The following is a 20,781-nucleotide window of genomic DNA, read 5'->3' on the forward strand; positions in this document are numbered from 1 at the left end:
CTGCCACCGGTGGGTGGCGGACACCGGTGCCCGGCGTCCCACCTCGATCCTGCGAACGAGACGCAGTCAGAATTCTCCGAGTATGCTTCCTGCATAACGAAACGATCGGAATAACTGTGGTAACTTTGCCGCCCACCGAGATGGCCTATTGATGGCTCATACGGTTCGTGCATCGCTTCCCGCACGATTCTTTCGGATTTCCAAGGCCGGCCGGGAGCGCCGGTTGATCGACGCATTCGTATTTCAAGGAAAGAAATCGTGGCCACCCCATTTCGCCCCTCGCCTTGGCGCGCCGCCGTGCCGCCTGGCCTTCCTCGATTTTCACTACGCCCTCTTTTCCGCACACGGGGCGGCTAGAAGCCGCTCCGCGTCGATAGCGTTTTTTTCCAGGAGAACCCCATGAGTCACAGCGCCAAGAAAACACTACTGCCGCTCCTCGCCGTTGCCACCCTGGCCGGCCTGGCGGGCTGCGCCACCGAGACCTCCACCGCGTTGCCGGTACAGCAGGTCGAGAGCGTCAACCGACCCTACAGCGGCGTGCGTTCGCCGATTGCGGTAGGCAAGTTCGACAACCGCTCCAGCTACATGCGCGGGATCTTTTCCGATGGCGTCGACCGCCTCGGCGGCCAGGCCAAGACCATTCTCATCACCCACCTGCAGCAGACCAATCGCTTCAACGTGCTGGACCGCGACAACATGAGCGAGATCCAGCAGGAAGCGGCGATCAAGGGCCAGGCCCAGCGCCTGAAGGGTGCCGACTACGTGGTGACCGGCGACGTCACCGAGTTCGGCCGCAAGGAAGTCGGCGACCGCCAGCTGTTCGGCATCCTTGGCCGCGGCAAGTCGCAGATCGCCTACGCCAAGGTGGCGCTGAACATCGTCAACATCTCTACCTCGGAGGTCGTCTATTCGACCCAGGGCGCTGGCGAGTACGCCCTGTCCAACCGCGAGGTGATCGGCTTCGGCGGCACCGCCAGCTACGACTCGACCCTCAACGGCAAGGTTCTCGACCTGGCCATGCGCGAGGCGGTGAACAAGTTGGTCAACGCGGTCGATAGCGGGGCCTGGAAGCCACAGAACCAATAATCCACCAGAAACCAGGGAATCACGGCACACATGAGCAAGACGATCACATGGACGGCGGCGCTGCTGGGGAGCATGGCGCTGGCCGGGTGCAGCGGACCGAAGACGCTGTACCAGTGGGAGGGCTACCAGGCCCAGGTCCACGAATACTTCAAGGGTGAATCCAAGGAGGCCCAGGCGCAGGCGCTGGAAGCCGACCTCGAGAAGATCCGGGCGAAGAACGGCGCGGTACCGCCGGGCTACCACGCCCAGCTGGGGCTGCTCTATTCCAGCATCGGCAAGGACGACCAGATGGTCCGCGAGTTCGAGACCGAGAAGGCGCTGTTTCCCGAGTCGGCGACCTACATGGACTTCCTCCTGAACAACGCCCGTGGAGGTGCCCGTTGAAACTCGCCCGACTGTCCGGCCTGGTGGCCGGTTTCACCCTGCTGGCCCTGCTCGGCGGCTGCGCGCCGACCAAGAGCGTCGACTACTCGGCGTTCAAGCAGGCCAAGCCGCGCTCGATCCTGGTCCTGCCGCCGCTGAACGAGTCGCCCGACGTGAAGGCGACCTACAGCATGCTCTCGCAGGTCACCTTCCCGCTGGCCGAGGCCGGCTACTACGTGGTGCCGGTGGCGCTGGCCGACGAGACCTTCCGCCAGAACGGCCTGACCAGCGCCGGCGACGTGCACCAGGTGTCCCCGGCCAAGCTGCGCGAGATCTATGGCGCCGACGCGGCGCTGTACGTCACGGTGAGCGACTACGGCACGCGCTACATGGTGATCAGCAGCGCGACCATCGTCACCGCCAGCGCCAAGCTGGTCGACCTGCGATCCGGCACCACCCTGTGGACCGGCTCGGCGACCGCCTCCAGCGAGGAAGGCAACGGCGGCAACAACGGCGGCCTGGTGGGCATGCTGATCACCGCGGCGGTCAAGCAGATCATCAACAGTTCGGTGGAGGACGCCGGTTATCCGATCGCCGGGATGACCAGTGCGCGCCTGCTCTCGGCCGGCCAGCCGGGCGGACTGTTGTACGGCCCGCGCTCGCCGAGGTACGGCAGCGACTGAGCCGTGCGCCGGGGCTACGGGGACGTTTCCGTGGCCTCGGCGCAAGCCGCCGGGAGGGGCTTGGCCGCTGCGTTGCGCTTGGCCATGTACTGGCGGATCAGGTCGTCGAGCAACGCCCGGATGGCGCGCCGCTCGTCCAGCCGCAGGCGGCCGATGGCCTCGAACTGCAGGCGCAGGTCTTCCGGTAGCGCCTGCCGCTCGCTGCGCTCGCAGACCAGCCAGTCGAGGGGCACCGCGAAACGTCCGGCGATGGTTTGCAGCACCACCAGCGACGGGTGCCCGCCCTTGGTTTCGAAGTGCCGCAACTGGCTCACGGTGACGCCCAATCGCTCGGCCATCTGCCGTTGGGTCAGGGCGTTCTGCTGGCGTAGGCGTAGGAGATTCTGCGCGAAGCTCATGGAAAACTCTCCAAGTCAGGGGAAATCCTTTCCACCGCCCCGGTGATGCGGGCGATGGCGGTTGTCTCCATCATCGGCGTTCGCACTCTTCGACTCTGCCCTACCGTTCCGGCGCGGGCCTGGGAAAGCTCCGGGTCGTGAGTCCGAGGTTTCCCCGCGTGCCGTCTTTTTCGATTCAGTAGAGGCTGAAGCGACGGGCTACCGTCCCGTTGGCCTGCGTCGGCGGCAGTTTGGCTCCGCGGCGAAGCGATAGGACGCGAGGGCCTTGCGCCTGGCGAGGACTAGTCCGCTTGCGCCCCCTGCGCCAGGGCGTTGCCGACGCCCACCAGCAGCGCCCGGGTCTGCGCCACGATGGCGCTGCGGTAGGCCTCGTAGCGGGCGTCGCTGATGGCGTTGTCGTTGCGCGCGCCGCCGCCGCTCGCCGGTACGCCGGTGTAGTAGTTGTTCATCACCGGTACATGGATGTGCCCGGCGGGAATCTCCAGGCGGAACGCGTCGCGCAGCACCGTGTTGCGGTAGGCGCTCTCGTTGGACAGGTAGTCGCCGCCACCGCCGTTGCGCGCGCAGATCCGTCGGTTCGGCGGGAGCACCAGGGAGGGATCGGGCATGGCGTTCATCACCCCGTTGGTCGGCACGTTTTCGGTGCGCGGGTTGGCGCAATCGGGGAAGAAGTCGTAGTTGGTGTGCCAGGTGACGTCGAAGCCTTCCGTGGCCTGGCTGGTAGCGCCCGGCGGCCGCTCGATGCCGCGCCAGGTATCGGCGGCGAGCAACTGGCGGACCGGCAGCGAGGCCTTGGAGAACTGTGCCGGCAGGTTCTGCCGCCAGCGGCTGGCGCTGTCGTAGCCGAGCCAGCGGCGCGGCGGGTTGATATTGCAGCCGGAGCCCCGCAGGGAAATCGGCGCGGTGCCGGGATTGGTCACGCTGCCCAGGGGAAGCACGTAGTTGGGCAAAGCGCTGTCGGCGGGGCAGTAGACGATGCCGTCGTTGCCGGCGGAGGAGCCGTGGAAGCGGCCGTTCCAGGCCTCCAGCCAGAACTGGTTGGCGCCGCCCTGGCTGATGGTGATGGAGGCGTCGACCCGGCGCGGGCCGGGGCGGAACCAGGGGCCCAGGGTGTCTTCCTGCATGCCGCGGTTGAACGGGTCGTAGCTGACCGGCAACAGGTAGGCCTCGATACGCAGCAGGCTGCCGTCGGCCAGCCTGAACTCGCGGCCGTCCAGCGCAAGGGCGGTGGCGCCCGAGGGGTTGCCGTTGCGCAGGCCGGTGTTCGCCGTCCCGGGAGTGCCCAGGGTGAAGACGTCGAAGCCGCTGATGATCATCCGCCGGTAGCGCGAGCCGTCGGCGGCGTAGCGGCGTGGCAGGTCGATGTCCAGCTGTCCGCGCGAGGCGCGTTCGAAGCGCCATTGCAGTGCCTGGGCCTGGGCCTTGCCGAGGTGGAAGGATGGCGCCCACTGGCGCAGGGTGCGGGTCATGTAGAGGCGCGTCCAGTAGAGCATGCGGTCATCGCTGGCCGGCAGCGCGCCGGCGGGAATGGCGCGGCGACCCTGGGCCCGGTCGACGGCGGCGCGCCACAGCGCGCGGCCCTCTTCGGTGACCAGCTTCAGTGCCTTGGCGTAGCTGGTGACCGGGGTGCGGCCGTCGGCGGCGCACAGGCGCTTGGCGAAGGCCGGTTCGAAGCCGTCGAAGCCGGCGCCCTTGACGATGCGCTCGGCCAGCGGCGTCTGGTCGTGGGTGACGACGTTGGCGCCGCTGAACGGCAGCGGCGTGTCGAGCCGGCGCTCCTCGTAGGACAACGCTGCCTCGCGGTTCCAGGAGCAGGCGACGCTGGGCGGCTTGCGGGCGCCGGCGAGGTCGCCGTTGGCGGCCCAGCCGGCGCCGGGCAGCAGGGCTGCCGAGACGGCCAGGGTGAAGAGGGAGTATCGGCTTGCGTGACGGGCGTAGCGCATCGGGTGGACTCCTGTTCTTGTTCGGTTCATGGGTCGATCGGTGCGGCGGGCGGAGCGCGGGCGAGCGGCGCCCGCCGGCGGCGGGGGCCGGGACCGACGCAAGGTGCGTCGCGGGTTGCTGCGGTGGCGGACGGGAGGGCGGTGCTAGGGGGCGCGTGTCGCCGGTAGACGGAGGCGCGCGGAGGGAGGGTTGCGGGACGACGCGGAGGCGTCTGGGAAAGTCAGGTCCTTTGCCATGGATGCACCGATCGTTGTTCTTGCTGTTGTGGGGCGTCGGTGGGTGCACGGCCGGACTTCGCACCCGTGCGGCATTCTTGGAGGCGCCGGCGTGGTGCGTCCAACGAATTTATGTGGCCGCCGGGGATAGGAAAAGTTGATGGCGAACCGGTGCCGAAGCCCCCTGCCCCGGTACTTTCGCTGGCGCTGCGGCAATCCACCGCACTGGCGCGTTCGCTCGGGCTGGTCTTTGCTCTCCGGGGTCCGGCGGCTCGCCGGCGAGTCTTGCGGTGCGCCGCGAGCGGACGGGCGTTCGGTCCTTCTGCAGGCAAATGCCCTTGTTTTCGGAGAAGGACACGGATCGTTGATCGCTGTTTCGACCAAGGAGGTCAGATGAAAAGGAAGATGCTGGCGGCTTCGCTGCTGCTGTGGATGTTCTCGCTGACGGCGCAGGCGGACTGCGCGGTGCTCGGGCCGGGGGAAGATCCCTGCGCGGGCCCGGTGCTGGGACCGACCGTCTGCGAGTGCCCGTGATGACCGACTGTACCCTCGACCAGGGACAGGGAGCGTTCGATTACCAACCAGGAGGTTGCAAATGAAGAAAGTACTGTTGGCTGTGTTCCTGCTCTGTGGCTTCTCTCTTACCGCCCAGGCCGCGTGCCCGGTTTTCGGCCCGTCCGAGGACCCGTGCAGCGGGCCGGTGTTCGGTCCGTCGACCTGCGAATGCCCTTGAGGTAGGTCGTCTGGCGGGCCCGGTGCAGCGGGCCCGCTTCCGGATGGATCGCTCGCTCGAAGTTGCCTTCTTTAATTCTCCCTTCCCCGCGCCGCCCTACTTTTCCCGCTCGTCCATCGTCGCCTCGAACGTTGCCATGAAATCAGCGTCGATGGACAACTCTTATATTCAATAGTTGTACGATCTGAGTTTGTTGTAGTCATTTGCTTAGTTGGCTATCCATATGATTGACCTAAAGCAATTATAAGTTTAATTGGATTAGCTTTCTAAGTCTTTGGAAAGAGCCGTGAACGACCCTGTAATATCTGGTTGTAGAGCCGTGTAATGATGTTTCAGGATATTTCATTAATTTTGTAGATTATTGTTTTTCCTTTGTTTTTTTAAAAACAGCTACCAGATTTAGATAGATATTAATTAACTCGGCCACGTTTTTTCCTGTTCTATCATTGGCCTTCCTTGGGCGCAGGCCTGCCGAAACTGATTATCTTCAGGTCCTCGAAAAGTTCATACATCGACCGCCTTGGGCGAAGCATTCGTACGCCGGAAATCTGTCCGGCCGCACGGATGTTTTCAGCATGTTCTCTGGATGAGTTTCCCGATAAACATCAATTAGAGGAGTTTCCCTATGTGCGGTCTCGCGGGTTGGGTGGATTACACGCGCAAGCTCGACGACGAATTTCCGGCGATCTTCGCCATGACCGATACGCTCGCCTTGCGCGGGCCGGATGCCGAGGGCATCTGGAAGCACCGCAACGCCCTGCTGGGTCACCGGCGGCTGGCGGTCATCGACCTCAGCGGCGGCGTGCAGCCGATGTCCTATCGCTTTCCCACCGGCCAGGAGGTCACCCTCGTCTACACCGGCGAGGTGTACAACCACGATGCCCTGCGCGAGCGGTTGCGCCGGGCCGGACATGAGTTCCGCACCCGCAGCGATACCGAGGTGGTTCTGCACGCCTATCTGCAATGGGGCGAGCGTTGTTGCGAGTACCTGACCGGGATGTTCGCCTTCGCCGTCTTCGATGGCCGCGACGGCCACCTGCTGCTGGTGCGCGACCGCCTGGGCATCAAGCCGCTGTATTACGCGCGGCACCGCGAGGGACTGCTGTTCGGCTCGGAGATCAAGTCCATCCTGGCGCATCCGGAATTCGCCGCCAGGCTCGACGCGGTCGGCCTGGTCGACCTCCTGACGCTGTCCCGGGGCACTTCGCAGACGCCGTTCCGCGAGGTCCAGGAACTGCTGCCCGGCCACCTGCTGTCCTGGCGTCCCAATTCCCAGGCGAAGTTGCGCCGCTACTGGGAGGTGCGCCGCCAGGAGCATGCCGACGACCTGCAGAGCACCGTGCAGCGCACCCGCGAACTGGTCACCCGCGCCCTGGGGGCGCAATTGCACGCCGACGTTCCGGTGTGTTCGCTGCTATCGGGTGGGCTCGATTCGACCGCCCTGACCGGCATCGCCCAGCGCATCGCGAAGGCGGAGCACGGCGGCGACATCAATTCGTTCTCGGTGGACTTCGTCGGCCAGGCCGAGCAGTTCCGCAGCGACGACCTGCGTCCCGACCAGGACCAGCCGTTCGCCCTGCTGGCCGCGCAGTACATCGGCAGCCGTCATCGCACCGTGCTCATCGACAATGCCGAACTGGTCTGCGAACGAGCGCGCGAAGAGGTATTCCGGGCCAAGGACGTACCTTTCACCTTCGGCGACATGGATACCTCGCTGCACCTGATGTTCGGCGAGATCCGCCGGCATTCCACGGTGGCCATCTCCGGTGAAGGCGCCGACGAGCTGTTCGGTGGCTACGGCTGGTTCCGCGATCCGCAGGCGGTGGCTGCGGCGCGCTTCCCCTGGGCCTCCAGGGTGCGCCTGCCGGCCGGCTTCATCGACGCCGGTTTCAACCGCCGCTGCGATCTCCTCCAGTACCAGCAGGCCAGCTACGACGATGGGCTGCGCCAGGTCGAACACCTGGCCGGCGACAGCCCGGAGGAGCGGCGGATGCGCGAGTTCAGCCATCTGCATCTGAAGCGCTGGATGGTGCTGCTGCTCGAACGCAAGGATCGCCTGAGCATGTGCAACGGCCTGGAGGTGCGGGTGCCCTACACCGACCATGAGCTGGTGGAGTACGTCTACAACGTGCCCTGGTCGATCAAGAGCCGGGACGGCGAGGAGAAGTGGCTGCTCAAGCGGGCCTGCGCCGACTATGTCCCGGAAGCCGTGCTCAAGCGCCGCAAGAGCCCTTATCCGACTTCTGCCAACCTCGGCTACGAGCGTTTCCTGCGCGGGAGCGTGCGGCGCCTGCTGGAGGACGCGGCGAACCCGGTGTTCGGCATCGTTTCGCGAGAGTTCCTGGCCGCCGAACTGGAGCATCCGGAGGGGTACTTCAACACCCAGGTGAGCCGCCACAACCTGGAGACCGCACTGGCGCTGGAAGGCTGGCTCAGGTTGTACGGGCTCTCCGCCTGAGCGTGACGCGGGGCGTGGCGGGTTCGGGCTGCTGTCCGGCCCGCCGGCGTCTTCAGGCGTCGGGCATTTCGCCGCGTTCGCCGAGCCCCACCGGCATGCCTTCCACGCCGGCATGGAACAGCAGGGCTTCCACCGGTTCGGCCCCGGCTATCAGGCGATGGATGATGTTCATCAGGCAACCCGCCGCCTCGCCTTCCAGCACCCGCGTGCTCTGGGCTCCGTCGCGGGTCTCCAGGCGCAGTTCGCCCTTGAGCACGTAAAGCGCGCTGGGCATCGGATGGACCTGCCAGTCCAGGCGTTCGTGGGCGGCCAGGCTCAGGCGCTGCACGGTGAGCTGCGGCTGGCCAAGGGGATAGCCGAGGTAGAGCGAGCCGTTCCAGGCGCAGCCGCTGCGCAGCAGGGTTTCGCGGTGCGGACTGGTTGCGGCCGGGAGGTCGCGGCTGGGTGGGAACACATGCACGTGGCTGGGGCGAAGGTCCATCGGGCGTCCTGCGCTTGTCGGTGTTTTTCCTCAGTCAAGCCGGCTTTCACCGCCTGCTCCACTGCCGCTTCTGCTAGGCGGCAGCGGGCCATCAACGTTCGAGGCTCGTCTGCAGGCTGCTAGGCCATGTTGCGGTGCGCCTTGCCAGTGCTTCCGGTTTCGAGAGGACATCTGTTCCCTGCCTGCACTGGTATATGCTTGAACACTGAATATTCGTCCCCTGCCCGGGGCAGGCAGGTCCGGGAAGTGGATCCTTGGAGGTACATATGTCGCGATCGCTGCGCAAATCGAAGAAACTCGTCATTCCTCCCCGTCCTCGCGATGAGGTCGTGCGCGCGCGCCCGGCCTTGGGAGAACATCAGAAGCAGGTCGAGAACGCCTTTGCCCTGGCCTTCGAACGCTACGAAAAAACCTTCGAAGAGCTGGCCAAGGTTTAAGCATGTCGCAAGACCAGCAAGGGATACGCTATCTCTCCGTTGCAGATCTCGTTCGCCTCAATGAGTTGCTCATCCTGGCCCAGACTCCGGACGAGCCGATAGGCGTCCTCAAACCGAACGAGTTGGAGTCCGCACAGCAACGGCCAGCCAACCATCGTTACTATGCTCGAACCGACGATATCATCACGCTGGCTGCGGTCTTTGCGGAAAGCTTGGCAATGAACCACTGCTTTGCCAATGGCAACAAACGCACGGCGGCGGCGGCCGCTACGGTTTTCCTCCTGCTCAATGGCATAGAGCTGACGGGGCCCGCTCAGGACTTCGTCGACATCATGGTCGCCCTCGTGACTCGTGAAGCGAGCGTTCAGGACCTGGAAGACTGGATGTTCTACTGGCACAGACCATTCGACGCTTACAACCTGCCGGACAGCGACGCTTTCGAGCGAATGGTCGCCCGCTTGGGCATTGGTTAGTCCGTAGAACGCCTTCTCAAGCCTCGCGGATGAACCGCACGGGTACCCGCTCGGTCAGCCAGACGCCGTTCTCCGCCTGGTGGAATAGGTGCCCGGCCAGGTGCATGTCGCGCGCGTCGATTTCCAGCAGAACCGGGCTGCCGTAGCGGCGGCCGACTTCCAGGGCGGTGGCGCGGCGGGCGGAGAGATGGACGTGGTGGCGGCTGCCGGGAACCAGGCCGCGCTCGCGGATGGAGTCGAGGAAGCGGCTGGCGGTGCCGTGGTAGAGCACTGCGGGCGGGACCGCGGGGGCGTAGGCGATGGCCACCGCGGCATGCGAGTGGCCTTGCACGGCGCGGATGCGCTGGCCATCGGCGGAGAGGGCGAAGCGCTTCTTGTCGTTGTTCTCGACCACCGCGCCGAGCAGCATGCGGTCGAGGGCGCGGCCGTCCCGCGCCGCGCCGGCGATCAGGGCGTCGATGTCGGCCCAGCCTTCGCCGTCCAGCGTCAGGCCGATGGCCTCGGGCTGGTGGCGAAGGACATAGCTGAGGAACTTGCTGGTGTCGTCGAGGGTTTTCCGATCCATTCCATGGTCCTTGTGCGTGCCATCCCGGCGCGGGAACCTCAGGCGCCGCCGAGGAAGTCCATCTTGCCCAGTTCGACGCCGTTGTGGCGGAGGATGGCGTAGGCGGTGGTGACGTGGAAGAAGAAGTTGGGCAGGGCGAAGCCGAAGAGGAAGTCGCGGCCGTTGAAGCTGATCTCCTGGCCGCGCACCTTGAGGGTCACGTTGCGCTCTTCGGCGCCGTCCAGTTGTTCCTCGCGGATGCCCTCGAGGAACTCGACGGTGCGGGCGATGCGTGCCTGGAGTTCGTCGAAGGTGGTTTCCGTATCCGCGTAGCTCGGCACTTCCAGCCCGGCCAGCCGCGCGCCGGCGCCCTTGGCGGCGTCGCTGGCGATCTGCACCTGGCGCGCCAGGGGGAACATGTCCGGCGCCAGCCGGGCGTCGATGAAGATGCGCGGATCGATGTTCTTCGCTTCGGCGTGGGCGGCGGCTTTCTTCAGGATCGCCGAGAGGTTGCCGAGGGTGCGCAGGAAGGTCGGGATCGAAGCCTGGTAGATCGACAGGGACATGGACGTGCTCCAGACAGGGGATAAAGGTGCGTCGAAGGCGGCGCGTCCAGCAGTCTACCCGGCTTTCACGCCAGCGCCAGGGGGCCCGCCTCGTCCCAGTGCGGATCGGCCGCCATCCGTTCGACCAGGAAGTCCAGCAGCGCCCGCAGCGCCGGCGGCATCTGCCGGCGCGAGGCGTACACCGCGTGGATGCCGAGCACCTGCGGCGACCACTCCGGCAGCAGCGCCACCAGGCGTCCGCTACGGATCAGCGGGGCTGCCGAGTACAGCGGCTGCTGGCTGATCCCGGCACCGGCGGCGGCGGCCTCCAGCAGCACGGTGGATTCGTTGGCGCTGAGACTGCCACCCACCGGCACGCTGGTCGGCTCGCCGTCGCGCTCGAACTGCCAGAGACTGCGGCCGAAGTAGGAGTAGGTCAGGCAGTTGTGCAGCGCCAGGTCCTCCGGGCGCCGCGGGGTGCCGTGGCCGCGCAGGTAGTCCGGCGCGGCGCAGATCACCGAGCGGCATTCGCCGAGGCGGCGGGCGATCAGGTTGGGGTCGAGCTGGTTGGCGATGCGCAGGGCCAGGTCGATGCGCTCCTCCACCAGGTTGACCACCTGGCTGTTGACCTGCAGGTCGATGGCGGTGCCCGGGTAGCGCTCGACGAAGGCGGCGGCGGCACGGGTCAGCCAGGCCTGGGCGAAGGACAGGCTGCTGGTGATGCGCAGAGTGCCGCGCGGGCTGTCGCGGCGGGTCTGGCCGGTGGCCTGCATGGCGTCGGCCACGGCGAGCATCTCGCGGCACTGTGGCAACAGCTCCGCGCCGGCGTCGGTCAGGCTCAGGCGGCGGGTGCTGCGGTGCAGCAGGCGTGCGCCGACCCACTCCTCCAACTCGGCGAGGTAGCGCGAGACCATCGCCCGGGACATGTCCAGACGCTCGGCGGCGGCGGTCTGGCTGCCGCTGTCGATGACTTCGACGAAGACGCGAGTGGCGGTCAGGCGGTCCATGATTCGCTCGATCCATGCAACAAAGCTGTGATTATTGCGGGGCTTTTTGCGCGCTTTCAAGCAACTAACATGGCAAGCCTCTGATCCCACTGCCTGGAGAACCGCTCATGTCGCGCCATGGATTGCTTCGTTCCCTGTTCGCCGCCGCCGCCCTGCTGGGTGCCGCCGGCGTCTTCGCCGCCAGCGCCGAACCGCTGCGGCTGGAGGTCTACAACCCCGGCGAGAAGGCGATCTTCGCCGTGTCCTCGGAACTGCTGGTGGGCCAGCGCGAGGCGATGCTGATCGACGCGCAGTTCTCCCGCGCCGACGCCGAGCAACTGGTCAAGCGTATCCAGGCCAGCGGCAAGACCCTCAGCACTATCTACATCAGCCACGGCGACCCGGACTTCTACTTCGGCCTCGACGTGCTGAAGGCCGCCTTCCCCGAGGCGAAGATCCTCGCGACGGCGCAGACCGTCGCACACATCCAGGCGACCAAGGATGCCAAGCTGGCCTACTGGGGGCCGATCCTCAAGGACAACGCGCCGACGTCGCTGGTGGTGCCGGAGCCGCTGAAGGGCGACCAGTTGAAGCTGGAAGGCCATGCCCTGAAGGTGGTCGACCTGAAGGGGCCGAGCCCGGACCGCACGGTGCTGTGGATTCCGTCGCTGAAGACGGTGGTTGGTGGCGTGCTGGTGGAATCCGGTTCGCACGTCTGGACCGCCGATACCCAGACCCAGGCCTCGCGCCAGGCCTGGGTGGCGATGCTCGACCGGATCGAGGCGCTGCAACCGCGGCGCGTGGTGCCCGGCCATTTCACCGGCGAGGAGCCGAAGGGCCTGGACGGCGTGCGCTTCACCCGTGACTACCTGAAGGCCCTGGAAGCCGAACTGCCCAAGGCCAGGGATTCCGCCGCGCTGGTCGAGGCGATGAAGCGCCGCTACCCGAACCTGCCGGGCGAGGAAGGCCTGGAGCTGAGCGCCAAGGTGCTCAAGGGCGAGATGCAGTGGCCCTGAGCCGCGCCCGCCGATAGCCGCTGATCGAGGCGTCCCCTGCGGGGCGTCTCGTGGAGACCGAGATGAACGACCTCACCCTGCATTACCTCTACGATCCGCTCTGCGGCTGGTGCTACGGCGCCTCGCCGCTGCTCGCCGCCGCCCGCGAGGTGACGGGTCTGGACGTACGCCTGCATGGCGGCGGCATGATGACCGATGCCAACCGCCAGCCGGTCGGCGCCGGTCTGCGCCACTACGTGATGCCCCATGACCTGCGGATCGCCCAACTGACCGGTCAGCCGTTCGGCAAGGACTACTTCGACGGCCTGCTGCGCGACACCAGCGCGGTATTCGACTCGGCCCCGCCGACCGCCGCCGTGCTTGCCGCCGAAGCGCTCGACGGCCTCGGCGCGGCGATGCTGGCGCGGATCCAGCGTGCCCACTACGTCGAGGGCCGGCGTATCGCCGAGCGTCCGGTGCTGCTCGAGCTGGGTGCCGAACTGGGGCTTGGCGAGGGCTTCGCCGAGGCGTTCGACGCCTGCTCCGGCGAGCCGCTGCGCGCGCACTTCGCCGACAGTCGGCGGCTGATGAACCGTCTCGGCGCCGCTGGCTTCCCGACCTTCGCCCTGGAGCGCGACGGCCGCCTGCAGGTGCTCGACACCGGGCGCTACCTCGGCCAGCCGGACGACTGGCGGGCTTTCCTCGAAACGCAGCTGCGCCTTGCCGGCGGCAGCGGTGCCGTGGGCGGGGCCGCGGCGCCGCTCTGCCGCATCGACGGTTGCGCCTGAATCCCGCCGCCGCGCAAGCGGACTGAACTTGTCCGGCTGCGTCGTCCTCCCATGTAGACATGCCCGCTCGCCGACGCGAGCGGATGTCCATCCACAGCTCCGGAGGAGTCGACATGAAGAAGACGGCATCGGCGGTCTGGCAAGGCGGCCTGAAAGACGGCAAGGGCACCCTTTCCACTGAAAGTGGCGCGCTCAAGGACAACCCCTATGGCTTCAATACCCGCTTCGAGGGCGCACCGGGAACCAACCCGGAAGAGCTGATCGGCGCGGCCCACGCCGGCTGCTTCAGCATGGCCCTGTCGATGATGCTCGGCGAGGCCGGCCTGACCGCCGAACGTATCGAGACCCGCGCCGAGGTCACCCTCGACAAGCAGTCCGACGGTTTCGCCATCACTGCCGTGCACCTGGTGCTCAGGGCGCGCGTGCCGGGGGCGGACGCGCAGACCTTCGAGCAGATCGCCAACAAGGCCAAGGCCGGTTGCCCGGTATCCAAGGTGCTCAACGCGAAGATCAGCCTGGACGCCAGCCTCGACGGCTGAGCGGAACGCTTCCCCAGCCCGGCGAACTGGCCCTGGCCTGCCGCAGTCGAATGCGGCAGGATGCGCTGCGCAGCACTCGGCTGCCAGGCATCGACGAGGAGTGACGGGTCATGAAAACCATCGGGCTGGGGATTGCCGCCTTGCTGTTCAGCGCCACGGCGCTGGCCGCGCCGAAGCCGTGCGAGGAACTCAAGGCGGAGATCGAGACCAAGATCCAGTCGGCCGGGGTGACCTCCTACACCCTGGAGATCGTGCGCAACGACGAAGTCAGCGACCCGAACATGGTGGTCGGCAGTTGCGAGAACGGCACCAAGAAGATCATCTACCAGAAGAACGACGACTGAGCCGCTGCGTTTCAGTACGGCGGGCAGCGGCTGGTCTGGAAGTTCGAACGGGCGACCACCTCGCCACGCTCGTCGCTCAGTAGCGCCAGCGCCCTGCGCAATTGCGGGCGCACCTCCAGGCGATAGCGCCGGCCCGCCTCGAAGCCGTCATAGACCACCTGCTGGTAGCAGTTGATCTGCACCGGCTCGCCGAAGCCGCCGCCCCCGCCGCCGGAACCGCCATAGAGTTCGTACTGGAAGCGCACCTCCAGCACATGGCGTCCCGGAGTGACCTGGAAGTAGCGCCCGTCGCTCAACCGCTCGCCGTCCAGGCGCTCGGCCAGCAGGGTGTTGGCCGGCGCGCTGCGCAGCTCGACCCAGGCCATCTGCGGGTCCGGCTGCGGCAGCGGTCCGGCGCAGCCGGCGAGGAGCAGCAGCGCGAGCGGGACGAGACGGGTGAGTGGACGCATGGGGCGGGCTCCGGAGGGCGTTCAGCTCCTAGCATAGCGCCCTCGCCTTGCGCCGTTCAGACCTTCGCGCAGCGTCCCTCGCGGCCGCGCGCCAGTTCCCTGTTGTCCTGGTCGTAGAGCTTCGCCCAGGGACGGAAGCCGATGTGCCCGGCCTCCAGGCGGTAGCGCTGGCCGGCGCTGAAGTCCTTGAACTTGAGGTTGAGCTGGCAATCGCGCCAGAGCGGGCTGTCCACGGGGCCGATGTTGGTCGGGTCGACGGTGAACTGGTAGCGCACCGTGAGTTCGCGGGTGCCGGGATCGACCTCGAAGTAGCGCGTGCGGTCCCAGCTCTTGTCGTCGACTTCCACGGCGGCGAGATCGGCGTCGGGCTGGGTATCGAGGTCGACCCAGGCGCGGTTCGGGTCGGGGGTGGGCATCAGCAGTGAGCAGCCGCTCAGGACGAGCAGGCCACCGGCAAGCAGCAGCGTACGCATAGAAGACTCCGAAGCTCCTTTAACCCGGCCGCCATCCGTCGCGCCTTGGAAAAACGCCTTGCGTTCCTCCGCCTCGCCGGATCGCGGACCGGTGCTGGTAGGGCGGCGGGCGGTCCGCGTGCTGTGCTATGTTCCGCCCATGCCACGCCGCCTTCGCCATCCGCTTGCTGACCTTCGACTGCCCCGTTGGGTTCCCTGCCTGGCGCTGTTGGCGCTGAGCGGTTGCTCGACCGTCTCCTACTACGGGCAACTGGCCAGCGGCCAGTTCGCCCTGCTGCGCGCCCGCGAGCCGGCCGCCGCGGTGATCGCCGACCCGCAGCGCGACGCGCGCTTGCGCGAACGCCTGGCGAAGGCGGAAAAGGCCCGGCAATTCGCCAGCGAACGCCTCGGCCTGCCGGACAACCGCAGCTATCGCCTGTACGCCGATATCGGCCGGCCCTACGTGGTATGGAACGTGTTCGCCACCCCGGAGCTGTCGCTGCAGCCGGTCACCCATTGCTTCCCCATCGCCGGCTGCGTGGCCTACCGCGGCTACTACAGCGAGGCCGCCGCGCGCGCCGAGGCGGCGCGCCAGCGGGCGCTCGGCGACGACGTCTACGTCGGCGGGGTGCAGGCCTACTCGACCCTCGGCTGGTTCGACGATCCGATCCTCAGCAGCATGCTGCGCTGGGACGACGAACGGCTGGCGACCTTGATCTTCCACGAACTGGCGCACCAGAAGTTCTACCTGCGCGACGACACCGCCTTCAACGAATCCTTCGCCACCTTCGTCGAACAGGAAGGTACCCGCCAGTGGCGCGAGTATCGTGGACTGCCGCCGGCGGACGGCCGCGAGGAGAAGCGCCGCGAGCAGTTCACCGCGCTGGTCCTGGCCAGTCGTGCGCGCCTCGAAGCACTTTATGCCGGGCCGTTGGACGATGCCGCCAAGCGTGCCGGCAAGGCTGCCGAATTCCAGCGCCTGCGCCGCGAGTACGCGGCGCTGAGCCAGCGCGAATGGGGTGGCGAGTCGCCGTTCAAGGCCTGGATCGACGCGCCGTTCAACAATGCCAAGCTGCTTCCCTTCGGCCTCTACGACCAATGGGTGGCGGCGTTCGCCGTGCTGTTCCGCCAGGTCGGCGGCAACTGGCCGGCGTTCTATGCGCGGGTCCGTGCCCTTGGCCAGCTCCCCCTGGCGGAGCGCCAGGCGGCGTTGCAGCGGCTGGCCGCCGCAGCGCCCTGACGCCTGCTCAGGCGGCGAGCTGGTCGGCGTAGCACCAGCGCGTGGCCAGCCGGCCGATCGGCCAGAGCAGCGCCAACAGGCCGACGCCGAGCAGCGCCACCAGCAGCGTATAGCCGATGCCAGCGGGCGCCAGGCCGAGGATCATCAGCAGCGCCAGCCCCCCGCCGACCGCCAGCAGCGCGACGCTCCAGAGCAGCATGGCGACCACCGCGAGCAGCAGCGCGCGGCCGGCGGCGAAGCGTTGCAGGCGCGCCGGCAGGCGCGTGCAGACGGCGCCGAAGAGCAGCGCCGCGGGCAGCGCCACGCCGCTCAGGTACAGGCCGTATAGCCAAGGCTCGTCGTAGCGCAGCAGGGCGTAGGGAAGGAACTGCATCAGCTTGAAACACAGCGTGGCGAAACACAGCGCGGCGCCCAGGGCGACCTGCCAGGCAGCGACGCGGGCTTCTTCCCCTTCGGCCAGGCGCGGCGAGTTCACCCGGCTGCCGAGCAGCACCAGCCCCAACGGCAGCAGGCTGCCCAGGAGCAGGTAGACCCAGCTCATCGCTTCGTTGAACGCCATCAGCCAGACGCCGTAGCTGGATTGCGCCGTCACCCACTGGTAGAACGGCAGCGTCAGCGGTGCCAGGCCGATCCCGGCGAGCATGCCGCAGACCAGGTTGAGCAGACCGTAGCCGATCAGCAGCAGCGCCAGCGGGCGGAACTCGACGAGCTGCCGCTTCTCGCGGTAGGCATGCAGCACCAGCAGGTTGGCCGCCGCGTAGAACACCAGGCCGGTGAACCAGTGCGGCGCCATCAGTTGCAGGTGCTCGGAGAAACGCTGGCGGATCTCGCCGATGTCGTTGTACCACTGGATGCCCAGGCTTACGGCGAAGGACAGGCAGGTGACCAGCGCCAGCACCGCGATGAACGCATAGGGCTGGGTGGTGGCGGGCACCTCTCTGGCCGGCGGCTGCACCGGGGCGGTGGGGGTGGCGAAGGGATTGTCGGTCATGTCAGGCGTCCTTGTCTGAAACGGAGCATGGGTCAGTGGGATTCCAACACCTGCCGCAGGGCGGCGAGGTCGGCGCAGTAATGGGTCGGCTGGTGCGCGCGCAGTTCGTCTTCGCTGCCGAAGCCGTAGCCGACGCCGATGCAGGCGACACCGTTGCGGCTGGCGCCGAGCAGGTCGTGCATGCGGTCGCCGATCATCAGGCAATGCTCCGCTGCCAGGCCTTCGCTGTCGAGCAGATGGCGGATCAGTTCGTCCTTGTGCGTGCGCGTGCCGTCCAGCTCGCTGCCGTAGATCGCCTTGAAGTGACGGTCGAAGGCGAAGTGGCGGGCGATCTCGCGGGCGAACACGCCGGGCTTGCTGGTCGCGACGTAGAGCGTGTGGCCGCGTCCGACCAGGGCTTCGAGCAGCTCGGGAATGCCGTCGAACACGCGGTTCTCGTAGAGACCGGTGACCCTGAAGCGCTCGCGGTAGTGGTTCACCGCCTCCCAGGCGCGCGCTTCGTCGAAGCCGTAGGTCTGCATGAAGCACTGCAACAGCGGGGGGCCGATGAAGTGTTCCAGGCGCGCCAGGTCCGGCTCGTCGATGCCCAGGCGGGCGAGGGCGAACTGCACCGAGCGGGTGATGCCCTCGCGTGGGTCGGTGAGGGTGCCGTCGAGATCGAAGAGGATGTTCGGGTAGCGCAGCGTGGCGTCACGCATGGTAGTCCTCGGCGATGTGCAGGTCCTTGAGCTTCACGTAGTTGCCGGCGGTGTAGGTGAAGAAGCCGCGCTCCTTGTCGCTCAGCGGACGGGCCTTCTTCGCCGGGCTGCCGACGTAGAGGAAGCCGCTCTCCAGCACCTTGCCCGGCGGCACCAGGCTGCCGGCGCCGAGGATCACTTGGTCCTCGATCACCGCGCCGTCCATGACGATCGAGCCCATCCCCACCAGCACCCGGTTGCCGATGCTGCAACCGTGCAGCAGGACCTTGTGCCCGACGGTCACTTCGTCGCCGATGCTCAGCGGAAAACCGTCCGGGTTGAAGGGGCCGGCGTGGGTGATGTGCAGCACGCTGCCGTCCTGGATGCTGCTGCGCTGGCCGATGCGGATGCGGTGCATGTCGCCGCGGATCACCACCAGCGGCCAGACCGAGCTGTCGGCGCCGATCTCGATGTCGCCGACGAGCACGGCCGAGGGATCGACGAAGACCCGCTCGCCGAGCAGTGGCGTTTTGCCCTGGTAGGAACGAATGGTCACGATAGTTTTCCTCAGGCTGCGGATGCCGCCGATTGTATTTAAGATGGTCGGGTATTTCCTTAGCCAAGGTTGCCAACGTGAGCGCGAATCCCCTTCTGCAGGCCTACGACCTGCCGCCTTTCTCCTCCATTCGCCCGGAACACGTGAAGCCGGCCATCGAGCGGATCCTCGCCGATAACCGCGCCGCCATCGCCCGCCTGCTGGAAACCCAGCGCGAGCAGCCGACCTGGAAGGGCCTGGTGCTGGCGATGGACGAACTCAACGACCGTCTGGGCGCCGCCTGGAGTCCGGTCAGCCACCTCAACGCGGTGTGCAACAGCGCCGAGCTGCGCGAGGCCTATGAGGCCTGTCTGCCGGAGCTGTCGGCCTACTCCACCGAGCTGGGGCAGAACCGCGCCCTGTTCGAGGCCTACGAGGCGCTGGCGAAGAGCCCCGAGGCGGCCGGCTTCGACGTGGCCCAGAAAACCATCCTCGAACACGCCCTGCGCGACTTCCGCCTGTCCGGCATCGACTTGCCGGCGGACAAGCAGAAGCGCTATGCCGAGGTGCAGTCGCGCCTGTCCGAGCTGGGTAGCCGTTTCTCCAACCAGCTGCTCGACGCCACCCAGGCCTGGACCAAGCATGTCACCGACGAAGCCGCGCTGGCCGGCCTGACCGATTCGGCCAAGGCCCAGATGAAGCAGGCCGCCGAGGCCAAGGGCCTGGACGGCTGGCTGATCAGCCTGGAGTTCCCCAGCTACTACGCGGTGATGACCTATGCCGATGACCGCGCCCTGCGCGAAGAGGTATACGCCGCCTATTGCACCCGCGCCTCCGACCAGGGCCCGAACGCCGGGCAGAACGACAACGGTCCGGTGATGGAAGAGATCCTCGACCTGCGCCAGGAGCTGGCCGGCCTGCTCGGCTTCGCCAACTACGCCGAGCTGTCGCTGGCGACCAAGATGGCCGAGTCCAGCGACCAGGTGCTCAGCTTCCTCCGCGACCTGGCGGTGCGCAGCAAGCCGTTCGCCGCCCGCGACCTGGAGCAGCTGCGCGCCTACGCCGCCGAGCAGGGCTGCACCGAATTGCAGAGCTGGGACGCCGGCTACTACGCCGAGAAACTCCGCGAGGCGCGCTACAGCGTGTCCCAGGAGGCGCTGCGTGCCTACTTCCCGGTGGACAAGGTGCTTTCCGGCCTGTTCGCCATCGTCGAGCGCCTCTACGGCATCCAGATCCGCGAACTGCACGATTTCGAACGCTGGCACGCCGACGTACGCCTGTTCGAGATCCTCGAGAACGGCGAGCACGTCGGCCGCTTCTACTTCGACCTCTATGCCCGCGCCAACAAGCGCGGCGGTGCCTGGATGGACGGCGCCCGCGACCGCCGGCGCGACGCCCAGGGCCGGCTGATCGACCCGGTGGCCTACCTGGTGTGCAACTTCACCCCGGCGGTGAACGGCAAGCCGGCGCTGCTGACCCACGACGAGGTCACTACCCTGTTCCACGAGTTCGGCCATGGCCTGCACCACCTGCTGACCCGCGTCGAGCATGCCGCCGCCTCCGGGATCAACGGGGTGGCCTGGGACGCCGTCGAGCTGCCCAGCCAGTTCATGGAGAACTGGTGCTGGGAACCGGAAGGCCTGGCGCTGATCTCCGCCCACTACGAGACCGGCGAGGCGCTGCCGCAGGACCTGCTGGAGAAGATGCTGGCGGCGAAGAACTTCCAGTCCGGGATGATGATGGTCCGCCAGCTGGAGTTCTCCCTCTTCGACTTCGAGCTGCACGCCACCCACGGCGACGGCCGCAGCGTGCTGCAGGTGCTCGAGGGCATCCGCGACGAAGTGGCGGTGATGCGTCCGCCGGCGTACAACCGCTTCGCCAACAGCTTCGCGCACATCTTCGCCGGCGGCTACGCGGCCGGTTACTACAGCTACAAGTGGGCCGAGGTGCTGTCCGCCGATGCCTTCTCGCGTTTCGAGGAAGAAGGCGTGTTCAACCCCGATACCGGGCGTGCCTTCCGCGAGGCGATCCTGGCCCGCGGCGGCTCCCGCGAGCCGATGCTGTTGTTCGTCGATTTCCGCGGTCGCGAGCCGTCCATCGACGCCCTGCTGCGTCACTCCGGGCTGGTCGGGGAGGCCGCATGAGCCCGGCGATCACCAGGAAGCGCTTCATCGCCGGGGCGGTCTGCCCGGCGTGCAGCGAACAGGACAAGATCCAGATGTGGGAAGAGGACGGCGTGCCGCACCGCGAATGCGTGGCCTGCGGCTACGCCGACACGCTCAACGCCCAGGGCCAGTCGATCCCGAAGGAGCTGGGTACGCGGGTCAACCAGAACGCGCTGAAGCCGGCCAACCCGAAGGTGCAGTCGGTGCAGTTCTTCCCCAATCCCAAGCTGAAGAAGAAGCCCGACGCCTGACCGCTCGCC

At 67.1% G+C, this 20,781-nt stretch carries 26 protein-coding genes; 15 read left to right on the top strand and 11 right to left on the bottom strand.

Annotated features, from left to right (window positions below; genetic code table 11):
- Window positions 1-399 precede the first annotated feature (399 nt).
- Genes ACYAF3_RS11685 through ACYAF3_RS11695 form a run of 3 tightly spaced genes read left to right on the top strand, consistent with a single transcriptional unit; the run spans window position 400 to window position 2,132 of the window.
- Window positions 400-1,086, top strand: coding sequence for a CsgG/HfaB family protein (locus ACYAF3_RS11685; RefSeq protein ID WP_003104306.1), 687 nt, complete (start codon window positions 400-402; stop codon window positions 1,084-1,086).
- A gap of 30 nt (window positions 1,087-1,116) precedes the next feature.
- Window positions 1,117-1,470: a DUF4810 domain-containing protein gene (locus ACYAF3_RS11690; RefSeq protein WP_003083569.1), complete on the top strand. Its 354-nt coding sequence runs from the start codon at window positions 1,117-1,119 to the stop codon at window positions 1,468-1,470.
- Window positions 1,467-2,132 (top strand): DUF799 domain-containing protein, encoded by a 666-nt coding sequence (locus ACYAF3_RS11695; protein ID WP_003083573.1) that lies wholly within the window; start codon window positions 1,467-1,469, stop codon window positions 2,130-2,132. Before ACYAF3_RS11690 ends, ACYAF3_RS11695 begins: the two co-directional genes overlap by 4 nt.
- Before the next feature lie 14 nt (window positions 2,133-2,146).
- On the opposite strand, the gene ACYAF3_RS11700 is transcribed toward ACYAF3_RS11695, so the two are convergent.
- Entirely contained in the window at window positions 2,147-2,530 is a 384-nt protein-coding gene (locus ACYAF3_RS11700; RefSeq protein WP_003104304.1) for a helix-turn-helix domain-containing protein, read from the bottom strand.
- Window positions 2,531-2,811: 281 nt separating this feature from the next.
- Window positions 2,812-4,473, bottom strand: coding sequence for a hypothetical protein (locus ACYAF3_RS11705; RefSeq protein WP_003104301.1), 1,662 nt, complete (start codon window positions 4,471-4,473; stop codon window positions 2,812-2,814).
- Window positions 4,474-5,082: 609 nt separating this feature from the next.
- Here ACYAF3_RS11705 and ACYAF3_RS11710 point away from each other — a divergent pair.
- The 3 genes from ACYAF3_RS11710 to asnB all read left to right on the top strand — a co-directional run bounded on the left by ACYAF3_RS11710 (window position 5,083) and on the right by asnB (window position 7,880).
- The gene (locus ACYAF3_RS11710; protein ID WP_003083582.1) at window positions 5,083-5,223 is read left to right on the top strand and encodes a PA0050 family protein; all 141 of its coding nucleotides are present in this window, start codon (window positions 5,083-5,085) and stop codon (window positions 5,221-5,223) included.
- Window positions 5,224-5,284: 61 nt separating this feature from the next.
- Complete coding sequence (locus ACYAF3_RS11715; protein ID WP_003083584.1) at window positions 5,285-5,422, top strand: PA0050 family protein; 138 nt, start codon at window positions 5,285-5,287, stop codon at window positions 5,420-5,422.
- A gap of 625 nt (window positions 5,423-6,047) precedes the next feature.
- The gene (asnB, locus tag ACYAF3_RS11720; protein WP_012613433.1) at window positions 6,048-7,880 is read left to right on the top strand and encodes an asparagine synthase (glutamine-hydrolyzing); all 1,833 of its coding nucleotides are present in this window, start codon (window positions 6,048-6,050) and stop codon (window positions 7,878-7,880) included.
- 52 nt (window positions 7,881-7,932) lie between these two features.
- Here the strand turns inward: asnB and ACYAF3_RS11725 are convergent, their stop codons facing one another.
- Entirely contained in the window at window positions 7,933-8,361 is a 429-nt protein-coding gene (locus ACYAF3_RS11725; RefSeq protein ID WP_003083588.1) for a cupin domain-containing protein, read from the bottom strand.
- 266 nt (window positions 8,362-8,627) lie between these two features.
- Here ACYAF3_RS11725 and ACYAF3_RS11730 point away from each other — a divergent pair, with 266 nt between their 5' ends.
- The gene (locus tag ACYAF3_RS11730) at window positions 8,628-8,798 is read left to right on the top strand and encodes a hypothetical protein (RefSeq protein WP_003111525.1); all 171 of its coding nucleotides are present in this window, start codon (window positions 8,628-8,630) and stop codon (window positions 8,796-8,798) included.
- A 2-nt stretch (window positions 8,799-8,800) separates the two neighbouring features.
- A complete protein-coding gene (locus ACYAF3_RS11735) occupies window positions 8,801-9,271 on the top strand; it encodes a type II toxin-antitoxin system death-on-curing family toxin (protein ID WP_003111524.1) in 471 nt (156 codons plus the stop codon).
- Between the two features lie 16 nt (window positions 9,272-9,287).
- Here ACYAF3_RS11735 and ACYAF3_RS11740 read toward each other — a convergent pair whose 3' ends face one another.
- The 3 genes from ACYAF3_RS11740 to osaR form a co-directional block, all read right to left on the bottom strand.
- Entirely contained in the window at window positions 9,288-9,836 is a 549-nt protein-coding gene (locus ACYAF3_RS11740; RefSeq protein ID WP_003111523.1) for an RNA 2'-phosphotransferase, read from the bottom strand.
- Window positions 9,837-9,874: 38 nt separating this feature from the next.
- Window positions 9,875-10,381, bottom strand: coding sequence for a DUF1993 domain-containing protein (locus tag ACYAF3_RS11745; RefSeq protein ID WP_003083593.1), 507 nt, complete (start codon window positions 10,379-10,381; stop codon window positions 9,875-9,877).
- 65 nt (window positions 10,382-10,446) lie between these two features.
- Window positions 10,447-11,367, bottom strand: a complete 921-nt coding sequence (gene osaR, locus ACYAF3_RS11750; RefSeq protein WP_003128174.1) for an oxidative stress response transcriptional regulator OsaR — start codon at window positions 11,365-11,367, stop codon at window positions 10,447-10,449.
- Between the two features lie 107 nt (window positions 11,368-11,474).
- On the opposite strand from osaR, the gene ACYAF3_RS11755 reads away from it, so the two are divergent.
- The 4 genes from ACYAF3_RS11755 (at window position 11,475) to ACYAF3_RS11770 (ending at window position 14,012) form a co-directional block, all read left to right on the top strand.
- Window positions 11,475-12,362 carry an MBL fold metallo-hydrolase gene (locus tag ACYAF3_RS11755; protein ID WP_003083599.1) on the top strand — a complete coding sequence of 296 codons (888 nt, stop codon included), beginning with the start codon at window positions 11,475-11,477 and terminating at the stop codon, window positions 12,360-12,362.
- 62 nt (window positions 12,363-12,424) lie between these two features.
- Window positions 12,425-13,129: a disulfide reductase DsbM gene (gene dsbM / locus ACYAF3_RS11760; RefSeq protein ID WP_003111521.1), complete on the top strand. Its 705-nt coding sequence runs from the start codon at window positions 12,425-12,427 to the stop codon at window positions 13,127-13,129.
- An 83-nt stretch (window positions 13,130-13,212) separates the two neighbouring features.
- Complete coding sequence (locus ACYAF3_RS11765; protein ID WP_003118563.1) at window positions 13,213-13,668, top strand: OsmC family protein; 456 nt, start codon at window positions 13,213-13,215, stop codon at window positions 13,666-13,668.
- A 110-nt stretch (window positions 13,669-13,778) separates the two neighbouring features.
- Complete coding sequence (locus ACYAF3_RS11770; RefSeq protein ID WP_003083610.1) at window positions 13,779-14,012, top strand: DUF1161 domain-containing protein; 234 nt, start codon at window positions 13,779-13,781, stop codon at window positions 14,010-14,012.
- A gap of 11 nt (window positions 14,013-14,023) precedes the next feature.
- Here ACYAF3_RS11770 and ACYAF3_RS11775 read toward each other — a convergent pair whose 3' ends face one another.
- Complete coding sequence (locus ACYAF3_RS11775; RefSeq protein ID WP_003083612.1) at window positions 14,024-14,461, bottom strand: PA0061/PA0062 family lipoprotein; 438 nt, start codon at window positions 14,459-14,461, stop codon at window positions 14,024-14,026.
- 56 nt (window positions 14,462-14,517) lie between these two features.
- A complete protein-coding gene (locus ACYAF3_RS11780) occupies window positions 14,518-14,934 on the bottom strand; it encodes a PA0061/PA0062 family lipoprotein (protein ID WP_003083614.1) in 417 nt (138 codons plus the stop codon).
- A 91-nt stretch (window positions 14,935-15,025) separates the two neighbouring features.
- Between ACYAF3_RS11780 and ACYAF3_RS11785 the strand changes: the two genes are divergently transcribed.
- Window positions 15,026-16,153, top strand: a complete 1,128-nt coding sequence (locus ACYAF3_RS11785; protein ID WP_003118564.1) for an aminopeptidase — start codon at window positions 15,026-15,028, stop codon at window positions 16,151-16,153.
- Window positions 16,154-16,160: 7 nt separating this feature from the next.
- Here the strand turns inward: ACYAF3_RS11785 and ACYAF3_RS11790 are convergent, their stop codons facing one another.
- The 3 genes from ACYAF3_RS11790 to ACYAF3_RS11800 are packed head-to-tail and all read right to left on the bottom strand — an operon-like array spanning window position 16,161 to window position 18,377.
- On the bottom strand, window positions 16,161-17,144 hold the full coding sequence (locus ACYAF3_RS11790; protein WP_003114660.1) for a hypothetical protein: 984 nt from the start codon (window positions 17,142-17,144) through the stop codon (window positions 16,161-16,163).
- A 32-nt stretch (window positions 17,145-17,176) separates the two neighbouring features.
- Entirely contained in the window at window positions 17,177-17,842 is a 666-nt protein-coding gene (locus ACYAF3_RS11795; RefSeq protein ID WP_003106611.1) for an HAD family hydrolase, read from the bottom strand.
- Window positions 17,835-18,377, bottom strand: a complete 543-nt coding sequence (locus ACYAF3_RS11800) for a gamma carbonic anhydrase family protein (RefSeq protein WP_003106612.1) — start codon at window positions 18,375-18,377, stop codon at window positions 17,835-17,837. Before ACYAF3_RS11800 ends, ACYAF3_RS11795 begins: the two co-directional genes overlap by 8 nt.
- 77 nt (window positions 18,378-18,454) lie before the next feature.
- Here ACYAF3_RS11800 and prlC point away from each other — a divergent pair, with 77 nt between their 5' ends.
- Both prlC and ACYAF3_RS11810 read left to right on the top strand, forming a co-directional pair.
- Window positions 18,455-20,500 (top strand): oligopeptidase A, encoded by a 2,046-nt coding sequence (gene prlC, locus ACYAF3_RS11805; RefSeq protein ID WP_003083621.1) that lies wholly within the window; start codon window positions 18,455-18,457, stop codon window positions 20,498-20,500.
- Window positions 20,497-20,772 carry a YheV family putative zinc ribbon protein gene (locus tag ACYAF3_RS11810; RefSeq protein WP_009875645.1) on the top strand — a complete coding sequence of 92 codons (276 nt, stop codon included), beginning with the start codon at window positions 20,497-20,499 and terminating at the stop codon, window positions 20,770-20,772. Before prlC ends, ACYAF3_RS11810 begins: the two co-directional genes overlap by 4 nt.
- Window positions 20,773-20,781 lie beyond the last annotated feature (9 nt).

Source organism: Pseudomonas sp. TZ252 (genome assembly GCF_056110345.1).

What these genes read in the sequence shown, in the direction of transcription:
- ACYAF3_RS11710 (WP_003083582.1), top strand. Translation starts at nt 5,083, where the DNA reads ATGAAAAGGAAGATGCTGGCGGCTTCGCTGCTGCTGTGGATGTTCTCG.
- ACYAF3_RS11780 (WP_003083614.1), bottom strand. Translation starts at nt 14,934, where the DNA reads ATGCGTACGCTGCTGCTTGCCGGTGGCCTGCTCGTCCTGAGCGGCTGC.
- ACYAF3_RS11725 (WP_003083588.1), bottom strand. Translation starts at nt 8,361, where the DNA reads ATGGACCTTCGCCCCAGCCACGTGCATGTGTTCCCACCCAGCCGCGAC.
- asnB (WP_012613433.1), top strand. Translation starts at nt 6,048, where the DNA reads ATGTGCGGTCTCGCGGGTTGGGTGGATTACACGCGCAAGCTCGACGAC.
- ACYAF3_RS11715 (WP_003083584.1), top strand. Translation starts at nt 5,285, where the DNA reads ATGAAGAAAGTACTGTTGGCTGTGTTCCTGCTCTGTGGCTTCTCTCTT.
- osaR (WP_003128174.1), bottom strand. Translation starts at nt 11,367, where the DNA reads ATGGACCGCCTGACCGCCACTCGCGTCTTCGTCGAAGTCATCGACAGC.
- ACYAF3_RS11770 (WP_003083610.1), top strand. Translation starts at nt 13,779, where the DNA reads ATGAAAACCATCGGGCTGGGGATTGCCGCCTTGCTGTTCAGCGCCACG.
- ACYAF3_RS11795 (WP_003106611.1), bottom strand. Translation starts at nt 17,842, where the DNA reads ATGCGTGACGCCACGCTGCGCTACCCGAACATCCTCTTCGATCTCGAC.
- ACYAF3_RS11755 (WP_003083599.1), top strand. Translation starts at nt 11,475, where the DNA reads ATGTCGCGCCATGGATTGCTTCGTTCCCTGTTCGCCGCCGCCGCCCTG.
- ACYAF3_RS11810 (WP_009875645.1), top strand. Translation starts at nt 20,497, where the DNA reads ATGAGCCCGGCGATCACCAGGAAGCGCTTCATCGCCGGGGCGGTCTGC.
- ACYAF3_RS11745 (WP_003083593.1), bottom strand. Translation starts at nt 10,381, where the DNA reads ATGTCCCTGTCGATCTACCAGGCTTCGATCCCGACCTTCCTGCGCACC.
- ACYAF3_RS11790 (WP_003114660.1), bottom strand. Translation starts at nt 17,144, where the DNA reads ATGACCGACAATCCCTTCGCCACCCCCACCGCCCCGGTGCAGCCGCCG.
- ACYAF3_RS11700 (WP_003104304.1), bottom strand. Translation starts at nt 2,530, where the DNA reads ATGAGCTTCGCGCAGAATCTCCTACGCCTACGCCAGCAGAACGCCCTG.
- ACYAF3_RS11730 (WP_003111525.1), top strand. Translation starts at nt 8,628, where the DNA reads ATGTCGCGATCGCTGCGCAAATCGAAGAAACTCGTCATTCCTCCCCGT.
- ACYAF3_RS11690 (WP_003083569.1), top strand. Translation starts at nt 1,117, where the DNA reads ATGAGCAAGACGATCACATGGACGGCGGCGCTGCTGGGGAGCATGGCG.
- ACYAF3_RS11765 (WP_003118563.1), top strand. Translation starts at nt 13,213, where the DNA reads ATGTCCATCCACAGCTCCGGAGGAGTCGACATGAAGAAGACGGCATCG.
- ACYAF3_RS11740 (WP_003111523.1), bottom strand. Translation starts at nt 9,836, where the DNA reads ATGGATCGGAAAACCCTCGACGACACCAGCAAGTTCCTCAGCTATGTC.
- ACYAF3_RS11735 (WP_003111524.1), top strand. Translation starts at nt 8,801, where the DNA reads ATGTCGCAAGACCAGCAAGGGATACGCTATCTCTCCGTTGCAGATCTC.
- ACYAF3_RS11685 (WP_003104306.1), top strand. Translation starts at nt 400, where the DNA reads ATGAGTCACAGCGCCAAGAAAACACTACTGCCGCTCCTCGCCGTTGCC.
- ACYAF3_RS11775 (WP_003083612.1), bottom strand. Translation starts at nt 14,461, where the DNA reads ATGCGTCCACTCACCCGTCTCGTCCCGCTCGCGCTGCTGCTCCTCGCC.
- ACYAF3_RS11705 (WP_003104301.1), bottom strand. Translation starts at nt 4,473, where the DNA reads ATGCGCTACGCCCGTCACGCAAGCCGATACTCCCTCTTCACCCTGGCC.
- dsbM (WP_003111521.1), top strand. Translation starts at nt 12,425, where the DNA reads ATGAACGACCTCACCCTGCATTACCTCTACGATCCGCTCTGCGGCTGG.